Origin of the sequence: Paraburkholderia phytofirmans, from assembly GCF_046028095.1 — a bacterium.
Classification (GTDB): Bacteria; Pseudomonadota; Gammaproteobacteria; order Burkholderiales; family Burkholderiaceae; genus Paraburkholderia; species Paraburkholderia phytofirmans_A.
The window spans coordinates 52219-71599 of the sequence record NZ_JAQQDJ010000019.1; the positions used below are offsets into that span (position 1 = coordinate 52219).

Here is a 19381-nt window from a genome sequence, read left to right on the forward strand (position 1 = left end):
GCCTAGTGTAAACTTCGAATATGGATATTGTACTGTATGCCCTCACTGCGCTCCTCTACGGCGGTTTAGCCGTGGCTGGCTGGCGCTCGCACCGGCACGCCGCGTTGCGTCCCATGCTCGAAAGCGTGCCGCCGGTGCCTGCCGCAGCGGCGTCCGTGTCGACACCGTCGGCTGCTTCGGGCATGAGTGGCTCGGGCCGCGCGCTGCTGTTCGTGGCGCTGCTCGCCCACGGCGTGCTGCTGCATACCACCATCTTCCCGCAGAACGCGATGGTGTTCGGTTTCGCGTTCGCGCTGTCGGCCATGTTCTGGCTCGGCGCCGGCATCTACTGGATTGAGAGCTTTTTCTTTCCGCTCGACGGTCTGCGCCTGCTGGTTCTGCCGCTCGCCTGCGTCGCCTCGTTGTTACCGCTCGCGTTCAACGGCGTGCGCGTGCTGCCGTATTCGGCCGCGCCGATGTTCAAGCTGCACTTTCTGATCGCCAACATCGCCTACGGTTTGTTTGCGATCGCGGCGCTGCACGCCATTCTGATGCTGCTCGTCGAGCGGCGTCTGCACGCCATGCGCGGCGGCGTCGCGCAGCGTCACACGGCCGCGGCGGGCAACGGCTGGCTGTCGAGCTGGCTCGATACGCTGCCGCCGCTTCTCACGCTGGAGAAGCTGCTGTTCCGTCTGATCGGCGCGGGTTTCGTCCTGCTGACGTTGACGCTGGTGTCGGGCATTCTGTTCAGCGAGCAACTGGTGGATCGCGCATTGCGGCTCGATCACAAGACCGTGTTCGCGATTCTTTCCTGGGTGATGTTCGGCGCGCTGCTGACCGCGCGCAAGGTTTCCGGCTGGCGCGGCCGTGCGGCATTGCGCTGGGTGCTGGCGTCGTTCGTCGCGCTGTTGCTGGCGTACGTCGGCAGCCGTTTTGTTTTCGAGGTGCTGTTGCACCGTGCTGTAGTGTGAGCGTGTCCCATGCGACAAATTTTTCTGCTGATCCTGTTGTTCATCGTCGGCCAGTGGCTGGTGAAGGCGCTGCGTCGTCATGACGCGCAGGCGTCTCAACGCAGCGGCGCGAACGGCGCCGCGGGTGCCAAAGGCGCGAATGGCGGCGCGGGTCCAGCCGCTGCCGCGCCGGCGCAACTCCCCGAGCCGATGATCCGTTGCGTCGAATGCGGCGTGCACGCGCCGAAGAGCGATTCCGTGGTGGTGGCGGGGCAGCCGTTCTGCAGCGCCGCGCACGCGCAGCGTCACGGCGCGCGACCCACGGGCCGCGACGCTCGATGAGCGTCGAGTTCACCGTCGACGCAGACGGTTGGGTCGCCGCCGCACGCAAACTGCCATCGCCGAATTTCGAAGCGCGGCCCGAAGCGGCCGTGCCGACGCTGATCGTGGTTCACAACATCAGCCTGCCGCCCAACGAATTCGGCGGCACCGCGATCGCCGAACTGTTCCTCAATACGCTCGATTGCAACGCTCACCCGTACTACGACTCGCATCTGCGCGGCGTGCGGGTGTCGGCGCATTTCGTGATCCATCGCGACGGCGCGCTCGAACAGTTCGTGTCGTGCAACGAACGCGCGTGGCACGCCGGGCCGTCTAATTTTTTCGGCCGCGAGCGCTGCAATGACTTCTCGATCGGCATCGAGTTGGAGGGCAGCGACACCACGCCTTTCGAAGCGGCTCAATACCGCACGCTCAGCGCCCTGGTGAGCGCGCTCAAGGCTCGCTATCCGGTCGAAGCGCTCGCTGGCCACTCGGATATCGCCCCCGGTCGCAAGACCGATCCAGGGCCGCATTTCGAGTGGCAGCGTCTGCAGCGCGACACCTCGCTCGACGCTCAGTATTTCCCCTATCTCAAGTTTTCCAAAACGCCGTAACGACCCTTCGCGCGACTTCGCGTGATGCGAGGAGAGCAAGGCGCTGCCTTGTTCTCCGGGGAGTCGTCTTCGCGTCGCGCTAAGCAAAAGTCAAGACTTCGAAAGCAAATAAAACGATTTGACCTGTCTCGAATCTCCACTATACTTGGTGCCACCAAACCAGTTGTGCACTATATCTAGTGTTGCTCTGTGCATAACCATGTGAATAACCGCGTGCACAACTGGGTGAATAAGTCAGCGGCGTCCGCTCTCCGAGCACGGCGCCGCAAGCATTTCAGGCAGCGAAAAAATATTCCTGTGGCGTGGCCGGAGAGACCACCGGCGGCATCCAGAAGCATTCAGGAAAGGGGCTTAGCAAGTGATCGCGACATACACGATGAAGACCGTTATCAATTCGAACCAGGCTTCATCGCATTCGCATCCCGCCAGCCGGCTCGGCCGGTCCCTTTCCTGCACCCCATCGCTTGCGCACGCGGCGGCGCAGCGTTCGTTTTAATCCGCGGATCTTCCCGCAACATTTCCAGGACCAGGAGCTTTGCACATGCAAACCACCGACAACGTGACGACCCGGTACGAGGGCTCACCGACTGGCCAGGCCTTCGGCCAGGCACAAGGCGCACAAGCGCTCGCGCCGCAAGCGACCTTCGCCGACTACAAGGTGATCCGCCGTAACGGCAGCGTCGTGTCGTTCGAACCGTCGAAAATCGCCATCGCCGTGACGAAGGCATTTCTGGCCGTGAACGGTGGTCAAGGCGCCGCGTCGGCGCGTGTGCGCGAACTGGTCGAGCAACTCACGCAGAACGTGGTGCGCGCACTCGTGCGCAGCCGCCCGAACGGCGGCACGTTCCATATCGAAGACATTCAGGATCAGGTCGAACTCGCGCTGATGCGCGGCGGCGAGCACAACGTCGCGCGTGCGTACGTGCTGTATCGCGAGAAGCGCACGCAGGCGCGCGGTCATGACGATCAGATCGTGGCGAACACGCCGGGTCTGAACGTGACCGACAACGGCGTCACGCGTCCGCTGGACATGGCCGCGCTGCGCGGCATCATCGAACTGGCCTGCTCGAATCTGGGCGACGCCGTGAGCGCCGATCCGATCATCGCGGAAACGGTCAAGAATCTGTATGACGGCGTGCCGATGAGCCAGGTCTACGACTCGGCGATTCTGGCTGCCCGCACGATGATCGAAAAGGATCCGGCTTATAGCCAGGTCACCGCGCGCATCCTGCTGCACACCATCCGCCGCGAGATCCTCGAAGAGGAAGTTACGCAAACGGAAATGGGCGAGCGTTACGCCGAATACTTCCCGCAGTTCATCAAGCGCGGCGTGCAAGCCGAGCTGCTCGACGACAAGCTGCTGCAGTTCGACCTGAAGCGCCTCGGCGCCGCGCTCGACAACAACCGCGATCTGCAATTCGGCTACCTCGGCCTGCAGACGCTGTACGACCGCTACTTCCTGCATCACGACGGCGTGCGCATCGAAATGCCGCAGGCATTCTTTATGCGTGTCGCGATGGGTCTGTCGCTGAACGAGATCGACCGTGAAGCGCGCGCGATCGAGTTTTACAACGTGCTGTCGAGCTTCGACTTCATGTCGTCCACGCCGACTCTGTTCAACTCGGGCACGCGCCGTTCGCAACTGTCGTCGTGCTACCTGACCACGGTCGACGACGACCTCGACGGCATCTACGAAGCGCTGAAGGAAAACGCGCTGCTGTCGAAGTTCGCCGGCGGTCTGGGCAACGACTGGACGCGCGTGCGTGCTCTGGGCTCGCACATCAAGGGCACCAATGGCAAGTCGCAAGGCGTCGTGCCGTTCCTGAAGGTGGTCAACGACACGGCAGTCGCCGTGAACCAGGGCGGCAAGCGCAAGGGCGCGGTCTGCGCATACCTGGAAACGTGGCACCTGGACATCGAGGAATTCCTCGAGCTGCGCAAGAACACCGGCGACGACCGTCGTCGCACGCACGACATGAACACGGCGAACTGGATTCCCGACCTGTTCATGAAGCGCGTGATGGAAGGCGGCGACTGGACGCTGTTCTCGCCGTCCACTTGCCCGGATCTGCACGACCTGTTCGGCGCCGATTTCGAAAAGGCTTACACGACTTACGAAGACAAGGTCGCGCGCGGCGAGATCAAGCTGTTCAAGAAGATCCCGGCGGCGCAGCTGTGGCGCAAGATGCTGGGCATGCTGTTCGAAACCGGCCACCCGTGGATCACGTTCAAGGATCCGTGCAATGTGCGCTCGCCGCAACAGCACGTCGGCGTCGTCCACTCGTCGAACCTGTGCACGGAAATCACGCTGAACACCAGCGACGCCGAAATCGCCGTCTGCAACCTGGGCTCCGTGAACCTCGTCGCTCACCTGAAGGAACAGGCCGACGGCACGCTCGTGCTCGACCACGACAAGCTCAAGCGCACCGTCAGCGTGGCCATGCGCATGCTCGACAACGTGATCGACATCAACTACTACGCGGTCGCCAAGGCGCGTAACTCGAACCTGAAGCACCGTCCGGTCGGCATGGGCATCATGGGCTTCCAGGACTGCCTGCATCTGCTGCGCACGCCGTACGCGTCGGAAGAAGCGGTCAAGTTCGCCGACACGTCGATGGAAGCGGTCTGCTACTACGCTTACTACGCGTCGACGGAACTGGCACAGGAACGCGGCCGTTACTCCAGCTACCGCGGCTCGCTGTGGGATCGCGGCATCCTCCCGCAAGACTCGGTGAAGCTCTTGGCCGACGCGCGCGGCGGTTACGTGGAAGTCGATTCGAGCGAGTCGATGGACTGGACCGAACTGCGTTCGCGCATCGCCACCTACGGCATGCGCAACTCGAACTGCGTCGCGATCGCGCCGACGGCGACGATCTCGAACATCATCGGCGTGTCGGCCTGTATTGAACCGACCTTCCAGAACCTGTATGTGAAGTCGAATCTGTCGGGCGAATTTACGGTGGTCAACGACTACCTGGTGCGCGACCTGAAGGCACGCGGTCTGTGGGACGAAGTGATGGTCGCCGACCTGAAGTACTTCGACGGCACGCTCTCGCGCATCGACCGGATCCCGGCCGACCTGCGCGCGATCTACGCCACCGCGTTCGAAGTCGATCCGAAGTGGCTGGTCGAAGCGGCATCGCGTCGTCAGAAGTGGATCGACCAGGCGCAGTCGCTGAACATCTACATGGGCGGGGCATCGGGTAAGAAGCTCGACGAGATCTACAAGCTTGCCTGGGTGCGTGGCCTGAAGACCACGTACTACCTCCGCACAATGGCGGCGACCCACGTCGAGAAATCGACGGTGGCGCACGGCGCGCTGAATGCGGTGAGCTCGGGTGGCGGCGAAGGCTCGGGCGGTGCCGCGGGTGGCGCGGCCGGTGGCTTCGGTGCGAACAACGGCGCGGCTGGTGGTGCCGCAGGTGGCTTTCAGGCTGCAGCGGCCACGCCAGCAGTCGCGGTTGAAGCAGCGCCGGAAGCGGATGGTCCGGTGTGCATGATGCGTCCGGGCGACCCTGGCTTCGACGAGTGCGAAGCTTGCCAATAAGAGGCACGCAGAGAAGCACGCAGTTAGCAGGATCGCTGCTTGCTGACGGGTTGTAGGTAATGACCCGCATGCAGCGAGCAGCGAAGCTGAAGCAAGTGAAGCAGAAGTGAAGCAGAAGTGAAGTCGATGAGCGGCGCGGCGAGTGAAGTACGAAGCGCGCTGTTCATCGCAACGCAGCGAAGCGACGCAGTGAAGCAGGGCAGTCACTGAAGTCACGCAGTCGAAGCGCGCGGTCGAAGTCAGACGGTCAACTAGCAGTCAGCAGTCGGCAGCACCAGACGAAGCGCGCGACACAGTGCGCGCAGCAAACGCTTCGATCGATGGGTCGATCAACGCAGCCGGCCCGATGCATCGCTCGACATGGCATTGAACTTCACCTCGCCGGCACTGACGAACAGACAAGTGCGAGGCAAACGCGAGACGAATGCGAAGCACACGCAGGGCAAGCGCGAAGCAAGCGCGGACCACCGCGACGAGCAACGCGAGTCAGCAGTCAGCAGTCGCAAGACGCTACAAGCACGCTCCGCAATACAGATAGATAGAGCAGCGAAACGTCGCATCGACACGTTGCTCTTCGAGCTCGCGACGCACGTCGACGACACACGTTCAACACGCTTCACATGAGGTGATGCACACACTCCGTTGAACAAAGTGTTGTATGAACGTAGCAACGCGAATCGAAAACAGGATTTTTCATCAGCGAACTCTTTTATCGCTCGTGAAAAGATGGTACAAACCGTTCTAAATTGATGGTGACATTTATGCTCAACTGGGATGACGAGATCACTGCCGTAACTCCCTCGAGCGCTACGCAACAGAATGTGTTGCGCAACGCTGCGGGATCGGCTGTCGGTTCGCAAGTCGGAACGCGTTCCGCTCCTCATGCTCCCTCGGCTCAAGACGTCTTCGCGAACGACATCGCTGTCGCTCCCGTCGCTCATGTGACCCACGCTGCTGCTGAAACGGCTGCCGTTTCGGAAGCGCGAGTCAACGTCGCCGACAAGCGCATCATCAACGGCCAGACCGACGTCAATCAGTTGGTGCCGTTCAAATACAAATGGGCTTGGGAAAAGTATCTGGCCGGTTGCGCCAACCACTGGATGCCGCAAGAAGTGAACATGTCGCGCGACATCGCCCTCTGGAAAGACCCGAACGGTCTGACCGAAGACGAGCGCCGCATCGTCAAGCGCAACCTGGGCTTCTTCGTCACGGCCGATTCCCTCGCCGCCAACAATATCGTGCTGGGCACCTACCGCCACATCACGGCGCCCGAATGCCGCCAGTTCCTGCTGCGCCAGGCGTTCGAAGAGGCGATCCACACGCACGCCTACCAGTACATCGTCGAATCCCTGGGTCTCGACGAAGGCGAAATCTTCAACGCGTATCACGAGGTCTCCTCGATCCGCGCGAAAGACGAATTCCTGATTCCGTACATCCACGTGCTGACCGATCCGGCCTTCAAGACCGGCACGCTCGAGGCAGACCAGACGCTGCTGCGCTCGCTGATCGTGTTCGCCTGTGTGATGGAGGGGCTGTTCTTCTACGTCGGCTTTACCCAAATCCTGGCGCTGGGTCGCCAGAACAAGATGACCGGCGCGGCGGAACAGTACCAGTACATCCTGCGCGACGAGTCGATGCACTGCAATTTCGGCATCGACCTGATCAACCAGATCAAACTCGAAAACCCGCAGCTCTGGACGGCTGAGTTCCGCGCGGAAATCCGCGAGATCTTCCAGCAAGCGGTCGAACTTGAATATCGTTACGCAGAAGACACGATGCCGCGCGGGGTGCTCGGCCTCAACGCGTCGATGTTCAAGAGCTATCTGCGCTTCATCTGCAACCGCCGTTGCCAGCAGATCGGTCTCGATCCGCTGTACCCGAACGAGGAAAACCCGTTCCCGTGGATGAGCGAGATGATCGACCTGAAGAAGGAACGCAACTTCTTCGAGACGCGAGTGATCGAATATCAGACTGGCGGCGCGCTGACCTGGGAGTGATCCGGGTTCGTGCTGCAGATGCATTCATCGATGGGGATGCCGTCGGCTTGGGCCGCGGCAATTTTGGCTAGGAGCAGAATCGCCTGATGCAAAGCATGCCCGGTGCGCCGCGTGCCTTCGCGGCCCACAACTATGACAGGCACTTTGCGAACCCTTCAGTGGGATGGGCAAACTTCCCCCCGGAAAAAGCCGCTGGCGTCGTTGCCGGCGGCTCGATCAAGCAATTGCCGGCGTTGAGCTTTCACGCCGAACAGATCTGGCGCGCGGTGCCTTTTGGCACGGCGCGCCTTACCGCATTCATTAGCGTAAGCGCGCAGCACCTGCGTACGCCGATGAATAGCCCGCTTCGTAGCGCGCGCCCTGAGAAGCGTCCGCGGGAAGCGGGTTTTGACGAAGGGTGTAGTTTGAACTGACTCTCATCTGAAAACCTGAAGGAGAAAATGATGGCAACTATCAAGAAAGCCGCCGCTAAGAAACCCGCAGCCAAGAAGGTCGCAGCAAAGAAGGCTGCTCCGGCTAAGAAAGCTGCTCCGGCAAAGAAAGTCGCTGCCAAGAAAGTGGCAGTGAAGAAGGTCGCAGCGAAGAAGGCAGCACCGGCCAAGAAGGTTGCAGCGAAGAAAGCTGCTCCGGCCAAGAAGGCTGCAGCCAAGAAAGTCGCCGTGAAGAAGGTTGCGGCGAAGAAGGCTGCACCGGCTAAGAAGGCCGCTGTGAAGAAGGTTGCAGCAAAGAAGGCAGCACCGGCCAAGAAGGCTGCAGCGAAGAAGGCTGCGCCTGCTAAGAAGGCTGCTGCCAAGAAGGCTGCGCCTGCGAAAAAGGCTGCTGCTAAAAAGGCTGCGCCCGCGAAAAAGGCTGCCGCTAAAAAGGCTGCGCCTGCCAAGAAGGCTGCCGCGAAGAAAGCCGCTGCTCCTGCCAAGAAGGCTGCCCCTGCGAAGAAGGCTGTCGCCAAGAAGGCGGCTCCCGCACCCGCAGCGACTTCTGTCTCGAGCGCACCGGCGGCGACGGTGAAGACCGCGCTGAACCCGGCAGCGGCATGGCCGTTCCCGACGGGCAGCCGTCCGTAAGCTGGACGACAAGCGGTAGAAGTACTTCGACACGTCGCATGATGTGTCCGATGATCGAGTAGCGCTTGGGTAGCGTGGTGAGCGCTACTCGGTCAGTCCCGTTGCTGGTTTCCGGCGACGGGATTTTTTTTGCCCGGAGAAATCACCCGGCGAACAACGTACAGGCGAAAAAAAACGCATGCACAGGGGAGGGCATGCGTGTGAGGTCGTCGCGGCGGCAGACAGCCTCGCCGCGCGAGAGGGGAAACTTAGTGCGTGACGCGCGTCACGCCGCCGCTGGAAAGCAACCGCACGCGCTCGCCGGCGCGGAAGATCTCGCCGGTGGCGCTTTGCGTGATGGCGCGCATGTCGCCGTTATCGAGCCGGACCGTGATCTCGAGGCCGTCGTGCACCGCGACGCCGTTCTCGACCGCATTGCCGGCCACCGCACCCGCCAGACCGCCGATGATGCCCGTGACGATCGCGCCGGTGCCACCGCCGATCCTGCTGCCGGCCACCGCACCCAAGGCGCCGCCACCGATCGCGCCGAGACCGCTCGGCTGCCCGTTGTTCGAACTGATCTTCACGGCGCGCACGCTATCTACCGTGCCCATGCGAACCGTTTCTTCACGCTGCGCCTGCGACGCCGTGTAGACGTCCGCAGAGCTGCTGTTGTACGCACACCCCGACATGGCCAGCGAACCGGCAATCAAGGCGGCCACGATCAGGCGACTCGTTGTTCTCATTCCCTAAACTCCAGTAGCTCTCGGTATTACGGCAGGTCGTATCCGAACGCCTGCTTGAACCGCTCGTTGATCTCGGCCCGGTTGGGCGCGTAATTTTGCGGGCCCTGATGTTCGATCTTCAGCGCGCCCATCAGGCTCGCCAGACGCCCGGTGGTGGCCCAGCCAAGCTTGTTCTCGATGCCGTACAGCAAGCCGCCGCGGAACGCGTCGCCGCAACCTGTAGGGTCGAGCACTTGCTGTGCCTTGACCGCCGGAATCTCTTCGATGCCGCCCGCGTGATGGATCTGCGCGCCATGCTCGCCGAGCGTGACGATCAGCGCCTCGACCTTGCCGGCGATCTCTTCGATCGACCAACCCGTCTTGTTGCTCACCAGTTTGGCTTCGTAATCATTGACCGCTACATAAGTGGCGAGTTCAATCATGCGCCGCAGCGACTCGCTGTCGAAGAGCGGCAAGCCCTGGCCTACGTCGAAGATGTACGGGATGCCCGCGGCCGCGAGATGCTCGGAGTGCTGGATCATGCCGTCGTAACCGTCCGGCCCGACGATGCCGAGCGTGATGCCCTTCGCCTCGTCGGCGCGATTCAGATGCGACTGCATCATCGCGCCCGGGTGGAACGCGGTGATCTGATTGTTTTCCAGGTCGGTGGTAATCATCGCCTGCGCCGTGTACGTGTCCGGCACCACCAGCACGCTCTCCGTCGACAGCCCGAGTTGCTCGAAGCGGTCCATATAGAGCTGCGCGTCGACCGAGCCGAGTGTGCCCATGATGCGCGCGTCGCCGCCCAGCAGATGCAGCGAGTAGGCGATGTTGCCCGCGCAGCCGCCGAACTCGCGGCGCATGGTCGGCACCAGAAAGCTCACGTTCAGGATGTGGACCTGCTCCGGCAGGATGTGCTCCCGGAACCGGCCTTCGAAGGTCATGATGTTGTCGTAGGCGAGCGAGCCGCAAATCAGCGTAGCCAAGGCGAGCGTTCCTGTAAAAACGATAAAGAGAATGGGCGCGACGATGTGACAGCGCCGCGCATGAAGCGCGGCGCCGGGTTCGTGCGCGAAGGTGTTACTTCAGCGCGGCGAGTGCTGCGTCGTAGTTCGGTTCGTTCTTGATTTCGCCGACCAGTTCAGCGTGAACGACCTTGTCGTTCTCGTCGACCACCACCACGGCGCGCGCCGTCAGGCCGGCCAGCGGGCCGCTCGTCACGTCGACGCCGTAGGCTTGCGCGAACTCGTGGCCGCGGAACGTGGACGCCGTGACGACGTTCTCGATGCCTTCGGTCGTGCAGAAGCGCGAGGCGGCGAACGGCAGGTCGCCCGACACGACGATCACGACCGTGTTGGTCAGCTTGGCCGCGGCTTCGTTGAACTTGCGGGTCGAGGTGGCGCAGGTCGGCGTGTCGAGGCTCGGGACAATGTTCAGCACTTTGCGCTTGCCGGCGAAGTCGGCGAGCGACACCGGCTTCAGATCCTTGCCGACCAGCGAGAAAGCGGGAGCCGCCTGGCCCACCGACGGGAACGTGCCGGCTACTTCGATCGGGTTGCCACCCAGCGTAACTTGACTCATGTTGTCGTGCTCCGAAAATTCGTCAGGATTGACGGTGAACGCGCCCGGTCAGTGCCAGGCGCGCGGGAAAGCGTTACGGATAAAAAATCTGTACGCGGAAATTGGAAGCGACCGCATTGCCCGTGTCGAGATGCACGATCATGGTCTGGGTCGTATGCGCGGGCAGGCCGGCCGCGATCTGCGTGCCGGGCGGAACGTAGTCTTGCGGCCACAGCACGCGGCGCACCGCGACGTTGTTCTGGTCGTCGAGCAGCGTGAGTTCGATGGCCGGATAGGCGAGCGCGATATTGAAGCGGTTACGCAGCGGCATCTTCAGTTCGAGCTTGTGCGGACCGTCGATCTGCCGCAGATCGGACGGCTCGACCTGCAAGCCGTCGATGTCGTGCGGCGGCGTGACCTGGCAGCCGAGCGTCAAGCAGGCCTTCGCATAGAGCGTCTGCGAGCGCGGGAAGTACACCATCACCGTTTCGCGTTGCCACCAGGCGAGCTGTGCGAGCAGCGCGATGATCAACAGCGCCGCCACCACCGAGCCGGCGATGATCCAGCCCATGCGCCGTGGTTCGGCCGGGCGGGTTTCGCGCACCACGGGGAAGGGATCGGGGCCGTCGTTGACTGGCTGCACGGAGAAGGGTTCGCCGCTGGCGGAGACTGGGCCGGTGGCGGCGGGACTGGCAGCGGCGAAGGGCGTCGCGGCTGCGCCTGTAGACACACCTGCTGCACGTGGTTCGGCGGCGCCTGCGCCAGACGCGCCTACACCGGCCGCACCTAAGCCGGCCGCACCTAAGCCGGCCGCGCCGAAACGCGGCTCATTGTCAGGAATGCCATACAAGGTAGCCGGCTCGTCCAGAACCGGCTCTTCGAGCGGTTCGCTCGGCGCCGTATCGGGAGCGCGCTCGGTCTTGTGCCAGACGCGCGGTGCGTCGGTATCTTCCTCAGGCGGGTCCAGGTGATACGCGAACGGGTCGAGCGGCGCGTCCGCGAGCAGTGGTTCATCGTCTGGAGGAATCGGTGCGCTGGATGCGCCGGGCGGCAGTTCAGGCTCCGTGGCATGGCGCGGCGTGACGGCGACGCCCGCGCCGGTAGAGACCGGCGAGAGCGGCACATTGCCGGCATTGTGGCGCAGACGGTTGTCGATGGCGGCGTCGGGCGCGGCCGCCCACGGGTCCCAGGCTTCGCCGCTGAAGTCGGGCCCTTTCGGCCGCACGCCCGAGAGCGCTTCTATCGCCGCAGCCACGGCGACCGGTTTCGCGGTGGAAAAATCACCGCCTTCGCTGATGTCGAACAGGCTGCTCGATGCGTCGAATACTTCATGGCAATGTCCGCAGCGCACGAGGCCGCGACGCAGCGCAAGCTGTTCCGTTTGCAGACGAAAGACGGTTTCGCAGAAGGGGCAACGCGTTGCCAGGAGCATATTGAGCCGGTGAGCCGGAAGGCCGTTGGTTGGACAATACGCCTTATTCTAATGGCTTTCGCGACGCGTTCCCGACAGGCATACCCAACCTTCGTGTTCGCGCCATACGCTGATGTCGATCCACCGTGAGTAGACCTGCGCGACCTCGTCCGCTTGCCGCGCCAGAATGCCGGACAGCGCGATCTTGCCGCCCGGCTTGACCTTCGACGTGAGCATCGAGGCCATCAGTTTGAGCGGGTTGGAGAGGATATTGGCGACCACGATATCGAACTCGCCGGTGGGGCATTCGTCGGGCAAGCCGTAGATGACTTCCGCGCGGTTGCGCTCGCTATTGTGACGGGCCGACTCGACCGCTTGCGGATCGATGTCGATGCCGTACACGGGATTCGCGCCGCACTTTTTCGCGAGGATCGCGAGGATGCCGGAGCCGCAACCGTAGTCGAGCACGGACTGCTCGGGCTGCACCGACTGCTCCAGCCACTCCATGCAAAGCCGCGTGGTGGGATGGCTGCCGGTGCCGAACGCGAGGCCCGGATCGAGTTCGAGCACAAGTGCGTCGGGGTCCGGCGCATCGTGCCAAGACGGCACGACCCAGATGCGCTCGCCGATCTTGATCGGATCGAACTGCGACTGCGTGAGCCGCACCCAATCCTGATCTTCGACTTCACGCACGGTGAACGACGGCGCCGCGTCTAGGCCAATCTCATTGGCCGCGGCGGTGAGCAAGACTGCCGGCTCGTGCTCCGGCGCGAGCAGCGCGATCACGCGCGAGCGCTGCCACGCCGTGCGATCCGGCGTGAGACCGGGTTCGCCGAACAACGGCTGTTCGTCGGGCGTGTCGGCGTCCGCATCTTCAACCGACACGGACAACGCGCCCAACTCGAGCAGCGCGTCGGAGAATTCCTCCGCGTGCTCGCGTGCCAGTTCGGCGATCAGTTCCCGGTAGCTCATGAGTTACGCTTCTTCCGGCGCGGCCTGCAGCTTCGCGGCCAACCGGTTTTCGAGGTAATGAATGCTGGTGCCGCCTTCGACGAATTTCGCGTCCAGCATCAGTTCGCGGTGCAGCGGGATGTTGGTCTGAATGCCTTCCACCACCATCTCCGACAACGCGATGCGCATGCGCTTGATCGCCTGCTCGCGCGTCGCGCCGTAAGCGATCAGCTTGCCGATCATCGAATCATAGTTCGGCGGCACGAAATAGCCGTTGTAGGCATGCGAGTCGACGCGGATGCCGGGGCCGCCCGGCATGTGCCACGACGTCAAACGTCCCGGCGACGGAATGAACTTGAACGGATCTTCCGCATTGATCCGGCATTCGATCGCGTGACCCTTGAACACGATGTCGCGCTGACGGAAGGCGAGCTTCTCGCCGGCCGCGATGCGGATCTGTTCCTGCACGATGTCGACGCCCGTGATCAGCTCCGTGACCGGATGCTCGACCTGCACGCGCGTGTTCATTTCGATGAAGTAGAACTCGCCGTTTTCGTACAGGAATTCGAACGTACCCGCGCCGAGATAACCCATCTTCTTGCAGGCGTCCGCGCAACGATCGCCGATGCGGTCGATCAGGCGGCGCGCGATACCCGGCGCCGGCGCCTCTTCGATCACTTTCTGGTGACGGCGCTGCATCGAGCAGTCACGTTCGCCCAGCCAGACCGCGTTCTTGAACGAATCGGCCAGCACCTGAATTTCGATGTGCCGCGGGTTCTCCAGGAATTTCTCCATGTAGACCTGCGGGTTGCCGAAGGCACGGCCGGCTTCTTCGCGCGTCATGTTGACCGCGTTGACGAGCGCCGCTTCCGTGTGGACCACGCGCATGCCGCGGCCACCGCCGCCGCCGGCGGCCTTGATGATGACCGGATAGCCGACCTGGCGGGCAATCTTCACGATCTCTTTCGGATCTTCCGGCAACGCGCCTTCCGAACCCGGCACGCAAGGCACGCCGGTCTTGATCATGGTCTGCTTGGCGGTCACCTTGTCGCCCATCATCCGGATGGTTTCCGGGCGCGGGCCGATAAAGGTGAAGCCGGACTGTTCGACACGTTCGGCGAAGTCGGCGTTTTCCGAGAGGAAGCCGTAGCCGGGGTGGATCGCTTCGGCGTCGGTGACTTCCGCCGCGCTGATCAGCGCGGGCATGTTCAGGTAGCTCAGGTTCGAAGGCGCCGGGCCGATACAGACGGCCTCGTCGGCGAGCTTCACGTACTTGGCTTCCTTGTCGGCTTCGGAATAAACGACGACCGTCTTGACGCCGAGTTCGCGGCAGGCGCGCTGGATACGAAGCGCGATCTCGCCACGGTTGGCAATGAGGATTTTTTCAAACATAGCGGTTTTTCGACTCATCAATGGGCGCCGGGTTGCTCACAACGCCGGCTGCCTCAGAGGATCGGTCGCGCGCCTGGGAACGACGGGCGCGCGGGCGGCATGCGTAAAGCCTGCCGCGTCAGCCGACCACGAACAGCGGTTGGCCGTACTCGACCGCCTGACCGTTTTCGACGAGGATTTCCTTCACCACGCCGGACTTGTCCGACTCGATTTCGTTGAGCAGCTTCATCGCTTCGATGATGCAGATCGTCTGGCCTTCCTTGACCGTGTCGCCCACCTGCACGAACGGATCGGCGCCCGGCGACGGCGCCCGGTAGAAGGTGCCGACCATCGGCGAGGTCACCACATGGCCTTGCGGCGCGACGGCGGCCGGCGTGGCCGGTGCGGCTGCCGCAGCGGCCGGCGCTTCGCCACCGATTGCCGGTGCCGGCTGCGCGTACTGCGGCGCATACGAGGCGGACGGCTGCACGTAAACCGGCGGCGCATTCTTGACGATGCGGACCTTGCCTTCGCCCTCGGTCACTTCGAGTTCGGAAATACCGGACTCCGAGACGAGGTCGATCAGAGTTTTCAGTTTACGTAAGTCCATCAGGCAGCCCCTTTAATGCGAAAAGTGCCGGCGCGTGCGCAGCCGGCGCAAATTAGACGTGTTTGGAATCAGCCGCGCGACGAGCCGGCGGACAGCCGGTCGAGCGCGAATTCGAGCGCGTACAGATATCCCTTCCAGCCGAGGCCGCAAATCACGCCCTCAGCCTGGTCGGAGAAGTACGAGTGATGCCGGAACGGTTCGCGACGATGCACGTTCGACAGATGAATCTCGACGAACGGGATGCCGACCCCCGCCAGTGCGTCCCGAATGGCCACGCTGGTGTGCGTGTACGCGGCGGGATTGATCAGTATGAAATCGGTTTTTTCAGTCCGCGCGGATTGGATGCGGTCCACCAGAGCGCCTTCGTGATTGCTCTGGAACGACGCGAATTCGACGCCTGCGTCCGCTGCGCGGTCCGCCAGCGCTTGATCGATCTGCGGCAAGGTTACGCGACCGTAGACCTCGGGTTCCCGGGTGCCGAGAAGGTTGAGGTTGGGGCCGTGCAGTACCAGCAGTCGCGTCATGGTCGCTTCTTTTTCCGTGGAATTGGGCGCACTTTAGCGCTGATTAGAGAAACTTGTCTAGTTTCGCGCACGTACGGATCGATGCGGGCGGCGCTTTGCCGCCGCGCCGGGCGCCCATCTTCTCTCAAATCCGTGGAATTTGCGCGTAATTTCGCGCCTTCCGCGGGTAATCGAGCGTCAAAAGAATGTGAAATTTAAAGCGTATCGAGCGTTTGTTTCAGCGCTTGCGGGTCGATTTGTCCTAATTTTGTCGAGCGAATGTTGCCTTTTGCGTCGATTACGACGGTAAACGGCAGCCCGCCCGCAGTATTGCCGAACGCACGCGCGAGATCGGCGCCGCCGAAGCCGGTGATATAAATTGGGTACGCCACTTTCACCTTTTGCAGGAAAGCCTGAACGTTTTTCTCTGAATCGACGCCAAGTCCGACGAACTGGATGCCTTTTTTCGCGTAATCGCGCTGAAGCTGCGACAAAGCGGGCATTTCTTCGACGCAAGGCCCGCACCACGAGGCCCAGAAGTTGACGACGATTGGGTGTCCTTTAAGCAAACTTAGCGTTTGTGGCTTACCGTCCACCGTCGTGACGGGGGCCGTCCACAGTTGCGCGACCGCGCTTTGGGAAGAGGCCGGTTGCGCGGCGTGCGCGACTTCCTCGACGCCGCCGTTCAGCCAGTGGTTGGCCAGCACTCCGCCGCCCGCGGCGACGATGGCGACACACGCGCCCGCCAGAATCCGTCTCGTATTCATCTTGGTCAGTCTAGTTGGTTGAAGGTGCGACATCGCTGCCGTCGAGCAGCGTTTGCACGGCCTGCAGATTTGCGCGCGCCGTGCGGCCGCGCGCGTCGGCACGTACCGCGCCGCGCAGGTCGTCCGTTTCGTAGAGCGCCACGTGCACGCCGACCGGCTCCGCCTCCCGCCCTTCATTCGTGGGGCGCCACAGGAAGCTGAGCGTCTCGACATAGCCGCGGCCGGCGAAATGCCGCGTTTCGGAAACGTCGTACTGAATGTCGGCGTTGAGAAAATAGATCGCGACTTCCTTCGGGTTGTCGCAGAACACCTGGAGGTGAATATCCGAGTGCTCGCCGGCGGTGCCGCCCAGCACCGCGCCGGTCAAATAAGGATTGAACGGCGCGAGCCGCTCCATCCAGTCGACCGCGATGCGGCGCAGCCGCCGCAGCAGCGCGGGCTGGCTGTCGCCCTGGAACAGCGACTGATACTCGCGGATTTCTTCTTCAATCTGGTCGTTATCCGGCAGCCATTCGCCGGCAACACGGCTTTCGCCGACCACTTGGCGGGCGGCTTTGCGCTTTGCCGTGGCGTAATCCAGACCGTCTTCGGCGATCATGCGGGCAGCCGCGATGGCGATTTCCTCGCGCACGCGCTGCGGATCGAAGTGTGATTTGCGAACCATCCCTCGATCATACTAGAGATTGACGACGGCCTTTCCTGGCGGGTCGCGCAGCGCGCCGGGCGCGGCGGCGCGGGCGAGCGCGCATAGGGCGATCGAAAGGCGTCGGTTACAATAGCGTCCTTTGCAGACGGTCGTTTCGGCCGCTCTTCTGCGCTCCCATCCCTCTCAGGAAAACGCCGGGCCGGGCCCGCGTTTCTTGCCCCCTCGGGGGACTGGCGCGAAGCGCCGGATTAGTAGGGGCCCTTCCAGGAAAACGCCCGCGCGGCACGACAGGCTTATGCACATCCACATCCTCGGTATCTGCGGCACGTTCATGGGCGGTCTCGCGGTCCTCGCGCGCGGCGCGGGCCACACCGTGACGGGTTGCGACGCCGGTGTCTATCCGCCCATGAGCACGCAGCTCGAGGCGCAAGGCATTGGCCTGATCGAAGGTTACGACGCGGACCAGTTGAATGGTCTGAACGCGGACCTGTTCGTGATCGGCAATGTGGTCTCGCGCGGCAACCCGCTGATGGAAGCCATTCTCGACCGCGGCCTGCCGTACACCTCCGGCCCGCAATGGCTCGGCGAGCATGTGCTGAACGGCAAATGGGTGCTGGCGGTGGCCGGCACGCACGGCAAGACGACCACCAGCTCGATGCTGACGTGGCTGCTCGAAGACGCCGGCCTCAATCCGGGCTTTCTGATCGGCGGCGTGCCGTTGAATTTCGGCGTGTCCGCGCGGCTAACCGATTCCAGCTTCTTCGTGATCGAAGCCGACGAGTACGACACGGCCTTCTTCGACAAGCGCTCCAAGTTCGTCCACTACCGGCCCAAGACCGCGGTGCTGAACAATCTCGAATTCGATCACGCCGACATCTTCCCGGATCTGGGCGCGATCGAAACGCAGTTCCATCACCTGATTCGCACCGTGCCGGGTATCGGCCGCGTGGTCACGAACGGTCGCGAAGACGCGCTCGAGCGCGTGCTGACGCGCGGTTGCTGGAGCCAGGTGGAGCGTTTCGGCGTGCAGGGCGGCTGGGAAACCTTGCCGGCGGAAGACGGCGTACCGGTCGATGAGCGTTTCGCCGTCTATCACAACAGTGCGCGTGTCGGCGTGGTCGAGTGGCAGGTGCAAGGCGAGCACAACCGCATGAACGCGCTGGCAGCGATTGCCGCCGCGCGCCATGTCGGCGTGCCGCCGGCGCAGGCCGCCCGGTCGCTGGCGAGCTTTCGCAACGTCAAGCGGCGCATGGAAGTGCGCGGCAGCGTCGACGGTGTGACCGTGTACGACGACTTCGCGCATCACCCGACCGCCATCGATACAACCGTGGCCGGGCTGCGCGCCCGCGTCGGCCGCGACAACACGCGGATTCTCGCCGTGCTGGAACCGCGCTCGAACACCATGAAGCTCGGCGTGATGAAAGCGCAATTGCCGGCCAGTCTCGCCGACGCCGATCTCGTATTCGGCTACGGCGCGCCGAGCGGCCGCGACGCGCTCGGCTGGAATCTCGGCGAGGCGCTCGCGCCGCTCGGCGGCAAGGCGCAGGCTTTCGACAATCTCGACGCGCTGGTCAAAGCGGTTGTCCACGCAGCGCGCCCCGGCGACCAGATTCTGGTGATGAGCAACGGCGGCTTCGGCGGCGTGCATCAGAAGCTGCTCGACGCCCTTTCCGCGCGAGGCGCTTCGTGATCCTTTATCTGCACGGTTTCCGCTCGTCACCTAATTCGTTCAAGGCGCGCGTGCTGGCGGCGCGGCTAGTCGAACTCGGCCGCAGCGACGAATGGTGCTGTCCGATGTTGCCGGTTTCGCCGTTCGAGACCGTGGCGCTCGCCGAATCGCTGGTGGCCGCAGCCCAGCCGAAGAACGTCACGCTGATCGGCAGTTCGCTCGGCGGCTACTTTGCCACCTATCTGGCCGAGAAACACGGCTGGCCGGCGGTGCTGCTGAACCCGGCGGTCGTGCCGCAGCGCGATCTGAGCGCTTATCTCGGCGAGCAGCCGTTGTGGCATGGCGGCGGCAGCATCGTCGTCGAGCCGCATCATCTGGATGAGTTGCGTGCGCTCGGCGTCGCCTCGATCACGCGGCCCGAACGCTATTATTTGATGGCCGCCACCGGCGACGAAGTGCTCGACTACCGCGAAATGCTCGCGCACTATGCCGGCGCACGGACTACGCTGATCGAAGGGAGCGACCACGCGATCAGCGAGTTCGCGCAATACGTCGACGACGTGCTGGCCTTTTGCGACGCGGAAGACGTCGAGCCGCCGGCGCCGCGCGAAGCCGCTTGATGTTGCGTTAAGTCACGTCACGCCGGGCGTTCCGGCAGCGCGGCAGTTGCCGCGCATCATGATTCATGCCGCAGGCGCGCGCGTACCGCGCCGCGGATCC

Annotated in this window: 19 protein-coding genes; 9 read left to right on the top strand and 10 right to left on the bottom strand. The window is 63.1% G+C overall.

What is annotated here, in order from left to right; translation table 11 throughout:
* Positions 1 to 20 precede the first annotated feature (20 nt).
* The 7 genes from PQR54_RS35195 to PQR54_RS35225 all read left to right on the top strand — a co-directional run bounded on the left by PQR54_RS35195 (position 21) and on the right by PQR54_RS35225 (position 8469).
* Complete coding sequence (locus tag PQR54_RS35195) at positions 21 to 950, top strand: cytochrome C assembly family protein (protein WP_408253892.1); 930 nt, start codon at positions 21 to 23, stop codon at positions 948 to 950.
* Between the two features lie 9 nt (positions 951 to 959).
* Positions 960 to 1271, top strand: coding sequence for a PP0621 family protein (locus tag PQR54_RS35200; protein WP_408253895.1), 312 nt, complete (start codon positions 960 to 962; stop codon positions 1269 to 1271).
* Positions 1268 to 1864, top strand: a complete 597-nt coding sequence (gene ampD, locus PQR54_RS35205) for a 1,6-anhydro-N-acetylmuramyl-L-alanine amidase AmpD (protein WP_408253898.1) — start codon at positions 1268 to 1270, stop codon at positions 1862 to 1864. Before PQR54_RS35200 ends, ampD begins: the two co-directional genes overlap by 4 nt.
* A 541-nt stretch (positions 1865 to 2405) precedes the next feature.
* A complete protein-coding gene (locus PQR54_RS35210) occupies positions 2406 to 5411 on the top strand; it encodes a ribonucleoside-diphosphate reductase subunit alpha (RefSeq protein ID WP_408253901.1) in 3006 nt (1001 codons plus the stop codon).
* A 761-nt stretch (positions 5412 to 6172) separates the two neighbouring features.
* Positions 6173 to 7408, top strand: coding sequence for a ribonucleotide-diphosphate reductase subunit beta (locus PQR54_RS35215; protein ID WP_106310951.1), 1236 nt, complete (start codon positions 6173 to 6175; stop codon positions 7406 to 7408).
* Positions 7409 to 7494: 86 nt separating this feature from the next.
* Positions 7495 to 7821 (top strand): hypothetical protein, encoded by a 327-nt coding sequence (locus tag PQR54_RS35220; protein ID WP_012434387.1) that lies wholly within the window; start codon positions 7495 to 7497, stop codon positions 7819 to 7821.
* A gap of 30 nt (positions 7822 to 7851) precedes the next feature.
* Positions 7852 to 8469 (top strand): histone H1-like DNA-binding protein, encoded by a 618-nt coding sequence (locus PQR54_RS35225; RefSeq protein ID WP_408254026.1) that lies wholly within the window; start codon positions 7852 to 7854, stop codon positions 8467 to 8469.
* A 248-nt stretch (positions 8470 to 8717) separates the two neighbouring features.
* Here the strand turns inward: PQR54_RS35225 and PQR54_RS35230 are convergent, their stop codons facing one another.
* From PQR54_RS35230 to PQR54_RS35275, 10 genes are all read right to left on the bottom strand, one after another.
* On the bottom strand, positions 8718 to 9194 hold the full coding sequence (locus PQR54_RS35230; protein ID WP_408253904.1) for an outer membrane lipoprotein: 477 nt from the start codon (positions 9192 to 9194) through the stop codon (positions 8718 to 8720).
* A 26-nt stretch (positions 9195 to 9220) separates the two neighbouring features.
* Positions 9221 to 10159 carry a carbohydrate kinase family protein gene (locus PQR54_RS35235; RefSeq protein ID WP_408253907.1) on the bottom strand — a complete coding sequence of 313 codons (939 nt, stop codon included), beginning with the start codon at positions 10157 to 10159 and terminating at the stop codon, positions 9221 to 9223.
* Positions 10160 to 10253: 94 nt separating this feature from the next.
* Positions 10254 to 10754: a thiol peroxidase gene (gene tpx, locus PQR54_RS35240; RefSeq protein WP_408253910.1), complete on the bottom strand. Its 501-nt coding sequence runs from the start codon at positions 10752 to 10754 to the stop codon at positions 10254 to 10256.
* A 73-nt stretch (positions 10755 to 10827) separates the two neighbouring features.
* The gene (locus PQR54_RS35245; protein WP_408253913.1) at positions 10828 to 12165 is read right to left on the bottom strand and encodes a zinc-ribbon and DUF3426 domain-containing protein; all 1338 of its coding nucleotides are present in this window, start codon (positions 12163 to 12165) and stop codon (positions 10828 to 10830) included.
* Between the two features lie 48 nt (positions 12166 to 12213).
* The gene (gene prmA / locus PQR54_RS35250) at positions 12214 to 13116 is read right to left on the bottom strand and encodes a 50S ribosomal protein L11 methyltransferase (protein WP_408253916.1); all 903 of its coding nucleotides are present in this window, start codon (positions 13114 to 13116) and stop codon (positions 12214 to 12216) included.
* 3 nt (positions 13117 to 13119) lie between these two features.
* Positions 13120 to 14487, bottom strand: coding sequence for an acetyl-CoA carboxylase biotin carboxylase subunit (accC, locus tag PQR54_RS35255; RefSeq protein WP_012434380.1), 1368 nt, complete (start codon positions 14485 to 14487; stop codon positions 13120 to 13122).
* A 118-nt stretch (positions 14488 to 14605) separates the two neighbouring features.
* Complete coding sequence (gene accB, locus PQR54_RS35260; RefSeq protein ID WP_134457782.1) at positions 14606 to 15076, bottom strand: acetyl-CoA carboxylase biotin carboxyl carrier protein; 471 nt, start codon at positions 15074 to 15076, stop codon at positions 14606 to 14608.
* 68 nt (positions 15077 to 15144) lie between these two features.
* The gene (gene aroQ / locus PQR54_RS35265) at positions 15145 to 15600 is read right to left on the bottom strand and encodes a type II 3-dehydroquinate dehydratase (RefSeq protein WP_408253920.1); all 456 of its coding nucleotides are present in this window, start codon (positions 15598 to 15600) and stop codon (positions 15145 to 15147) included.
* Between the two features lie 194 nt (positions 15601 to 15794).
* The gene (locus PQR54_RS35270; RefSeq protein ID WP_408253923.1) at positions 15795 to 16346 is read right to left on the bottom strand and encodes a TlpA family protein disulfide reductase; all 552 of its coding nucleotides are present in this window, start codon (positions 16344 to 16346) and stop codon (positions 15795 to 15797) included.
* Between the two features lie 10 nt (positions 16347 to 16356).
* Positions 16357 to 17010: a UDP-N-acetylmuramate--alanine ligase gene (locus tag PQR54_RS35275; RefSeq protein WP_408253926.1), complete on the bottom strand. Its 654-nt coding sequence runs from the start codon at positions 17008 to 17010 to the stop codon at positions 16357 to 16359.
* A 277-nt stretch (positions 17011 to 17287) separates the two neighbouring features.
* Here PQR54_RS35275 and mpl point away from each other — a divergent pair, with 277 nt between their 5' ends.
* Positions 17288 to 18682 (top strand): UDP-N-acetylmuramate:L-alanyl-gamma-D-glutamyl-meso-diaminopimelate ligase, encoded by a 1395-nt coding sequence (mpl, locus tag PQR54_RS35280; RefSeq protein ID WP_408253929.1) that lies wholly within the window; start codon positions 17288 to 17290, stop codon positions 18680 to 18682.
* Positions 18679 to 19281 carry a YqiA/YcfP family alpha/beta fold hydrolase gene (locus PQR54_RS35285; RefSeq protein WP_408253932.1) on the top strand — a complete coding sequence of 201 codons (603 nt, stop codon included), beginning with the start codon at positions 18679 to 18681 and terminating at the stop codon, positions 19279 to 19281. Before mpl ends, PQR54_RS35285 begins: the two co-directional genes overlap by 4 nt.
* Positions 19282 to 19381: the final 100 nt, after the last annotated feature.

Coding starts and splice junctions, on each gene's coding strand:
- mpl (WP_408253929.1), top strand. CDS start 17,288: ATGCACATCCACATCCTCGGTATCTGCGGCACGTTCATGGGCGGTCTC.
- PQR54_RS35230 (WP_408253904.1), bottom strand. CDS start 9,194: ATGAGAACAACGAGTCGCCTGATCGTGGCCGCCTTGATTGCCGGTTCG.
- PQR54_RS35210 (WP_408253901.1), top strand. CDS start 2,406: ATGCAAACCACCGACAACGTGACGACCCGGTACGAGGGCTCACCGACT.
- PQR54_RS35275 (WP_408253926.1), bottom strand. CDS start 17,010: ATGGTTCGCAAATCACACTTCGATCCGCAGCGCGTGCGCGAGGAAATC.
- tpx (WP_408253910.1), bottom strand. CDS start 10,754: ATGAGTCAAGTTACGCTGGGTGGCAACCCGATCGAAGTAGCCGGCACG.
- PQR54_RS35215 (WP_106310951.1), top strand. CDS start 6,173: ATGCTCAACTGGGATGACGAGATCACTGCCGTAACTCCCTCGAGCGCT.
- PQR54_RS35270 (WP_408253923.1), bottom strand. CDS start 16,346: ATGAATACGAGACGGATTCTGGCGGGCGCGTGTGTCGCCATCGTCGCC.
- PQR54_RS35245 (WP_408253913.1), bottom strand. CDS start 12,165: ATGCTCCTGGCAACGCGTTGCCCCTTCTGCGAAACCGTCTTTCGTCTG.
- accC (WP_012434380.1), bottom strand. CDS start 14,487: ATGTTTGAAAAAATCCTCATTGCCAACCGTGGCGAGATCGCGCTTCGT.
- prmA (WP_408253916.1), bottom strand. CDS start 13,116: ATGAGCTACCGGGAACTGATCGCCGAACTGGCACGCGAGCACGCGGAG.
- ampD (WP_408253898.1), top strand. CDS start 1,268: ATGAGCGTCGAGTTCACCGTCGACGCAGACGGTTGGGTCGCCGCCGCA.
- PQR54_RS35200 (WP_408253895.1), top strand. CDS start 960: ATGCGACAAATTTTTCTGCTGATCCTGTTGTTCATCGTCGGCCAGTGG.
- PQR54_RS35225 (WP_408254026.1), top strand. CDS start 7,852: ATGGCAACTATCAAGAAAGCCGCCGCTAAGAAACCCGCAGCCAAGAAG.
- PQR54_RS35195 (WP_408253892.1), top strand. CDS start 21: ATGGATATTGTACTGTATGCCCTCACTGCGCTCCTCTACGGCGGTTTA.
- aroQ (WP_408253920.1), bottom strand. CDS start 15,600: ATGACGCGACTGCTGGTACTGCACGGCCCCAACCTCAACCTTCTCGGC.
- accB (WP_134457782.1), bottom strand. CDS start 15,076: ATGGACTTACGTAAACTGAAAACTCTGATCGACCTCGTCTCGGAGTCC.
- PQR54_RS35220 (WP_012434387.1), top strand. CDS start 7,495: ATGCAAAGCATGCCCGGTGCGCCGCGTGCCTTCGCGGCCCACAACTAT.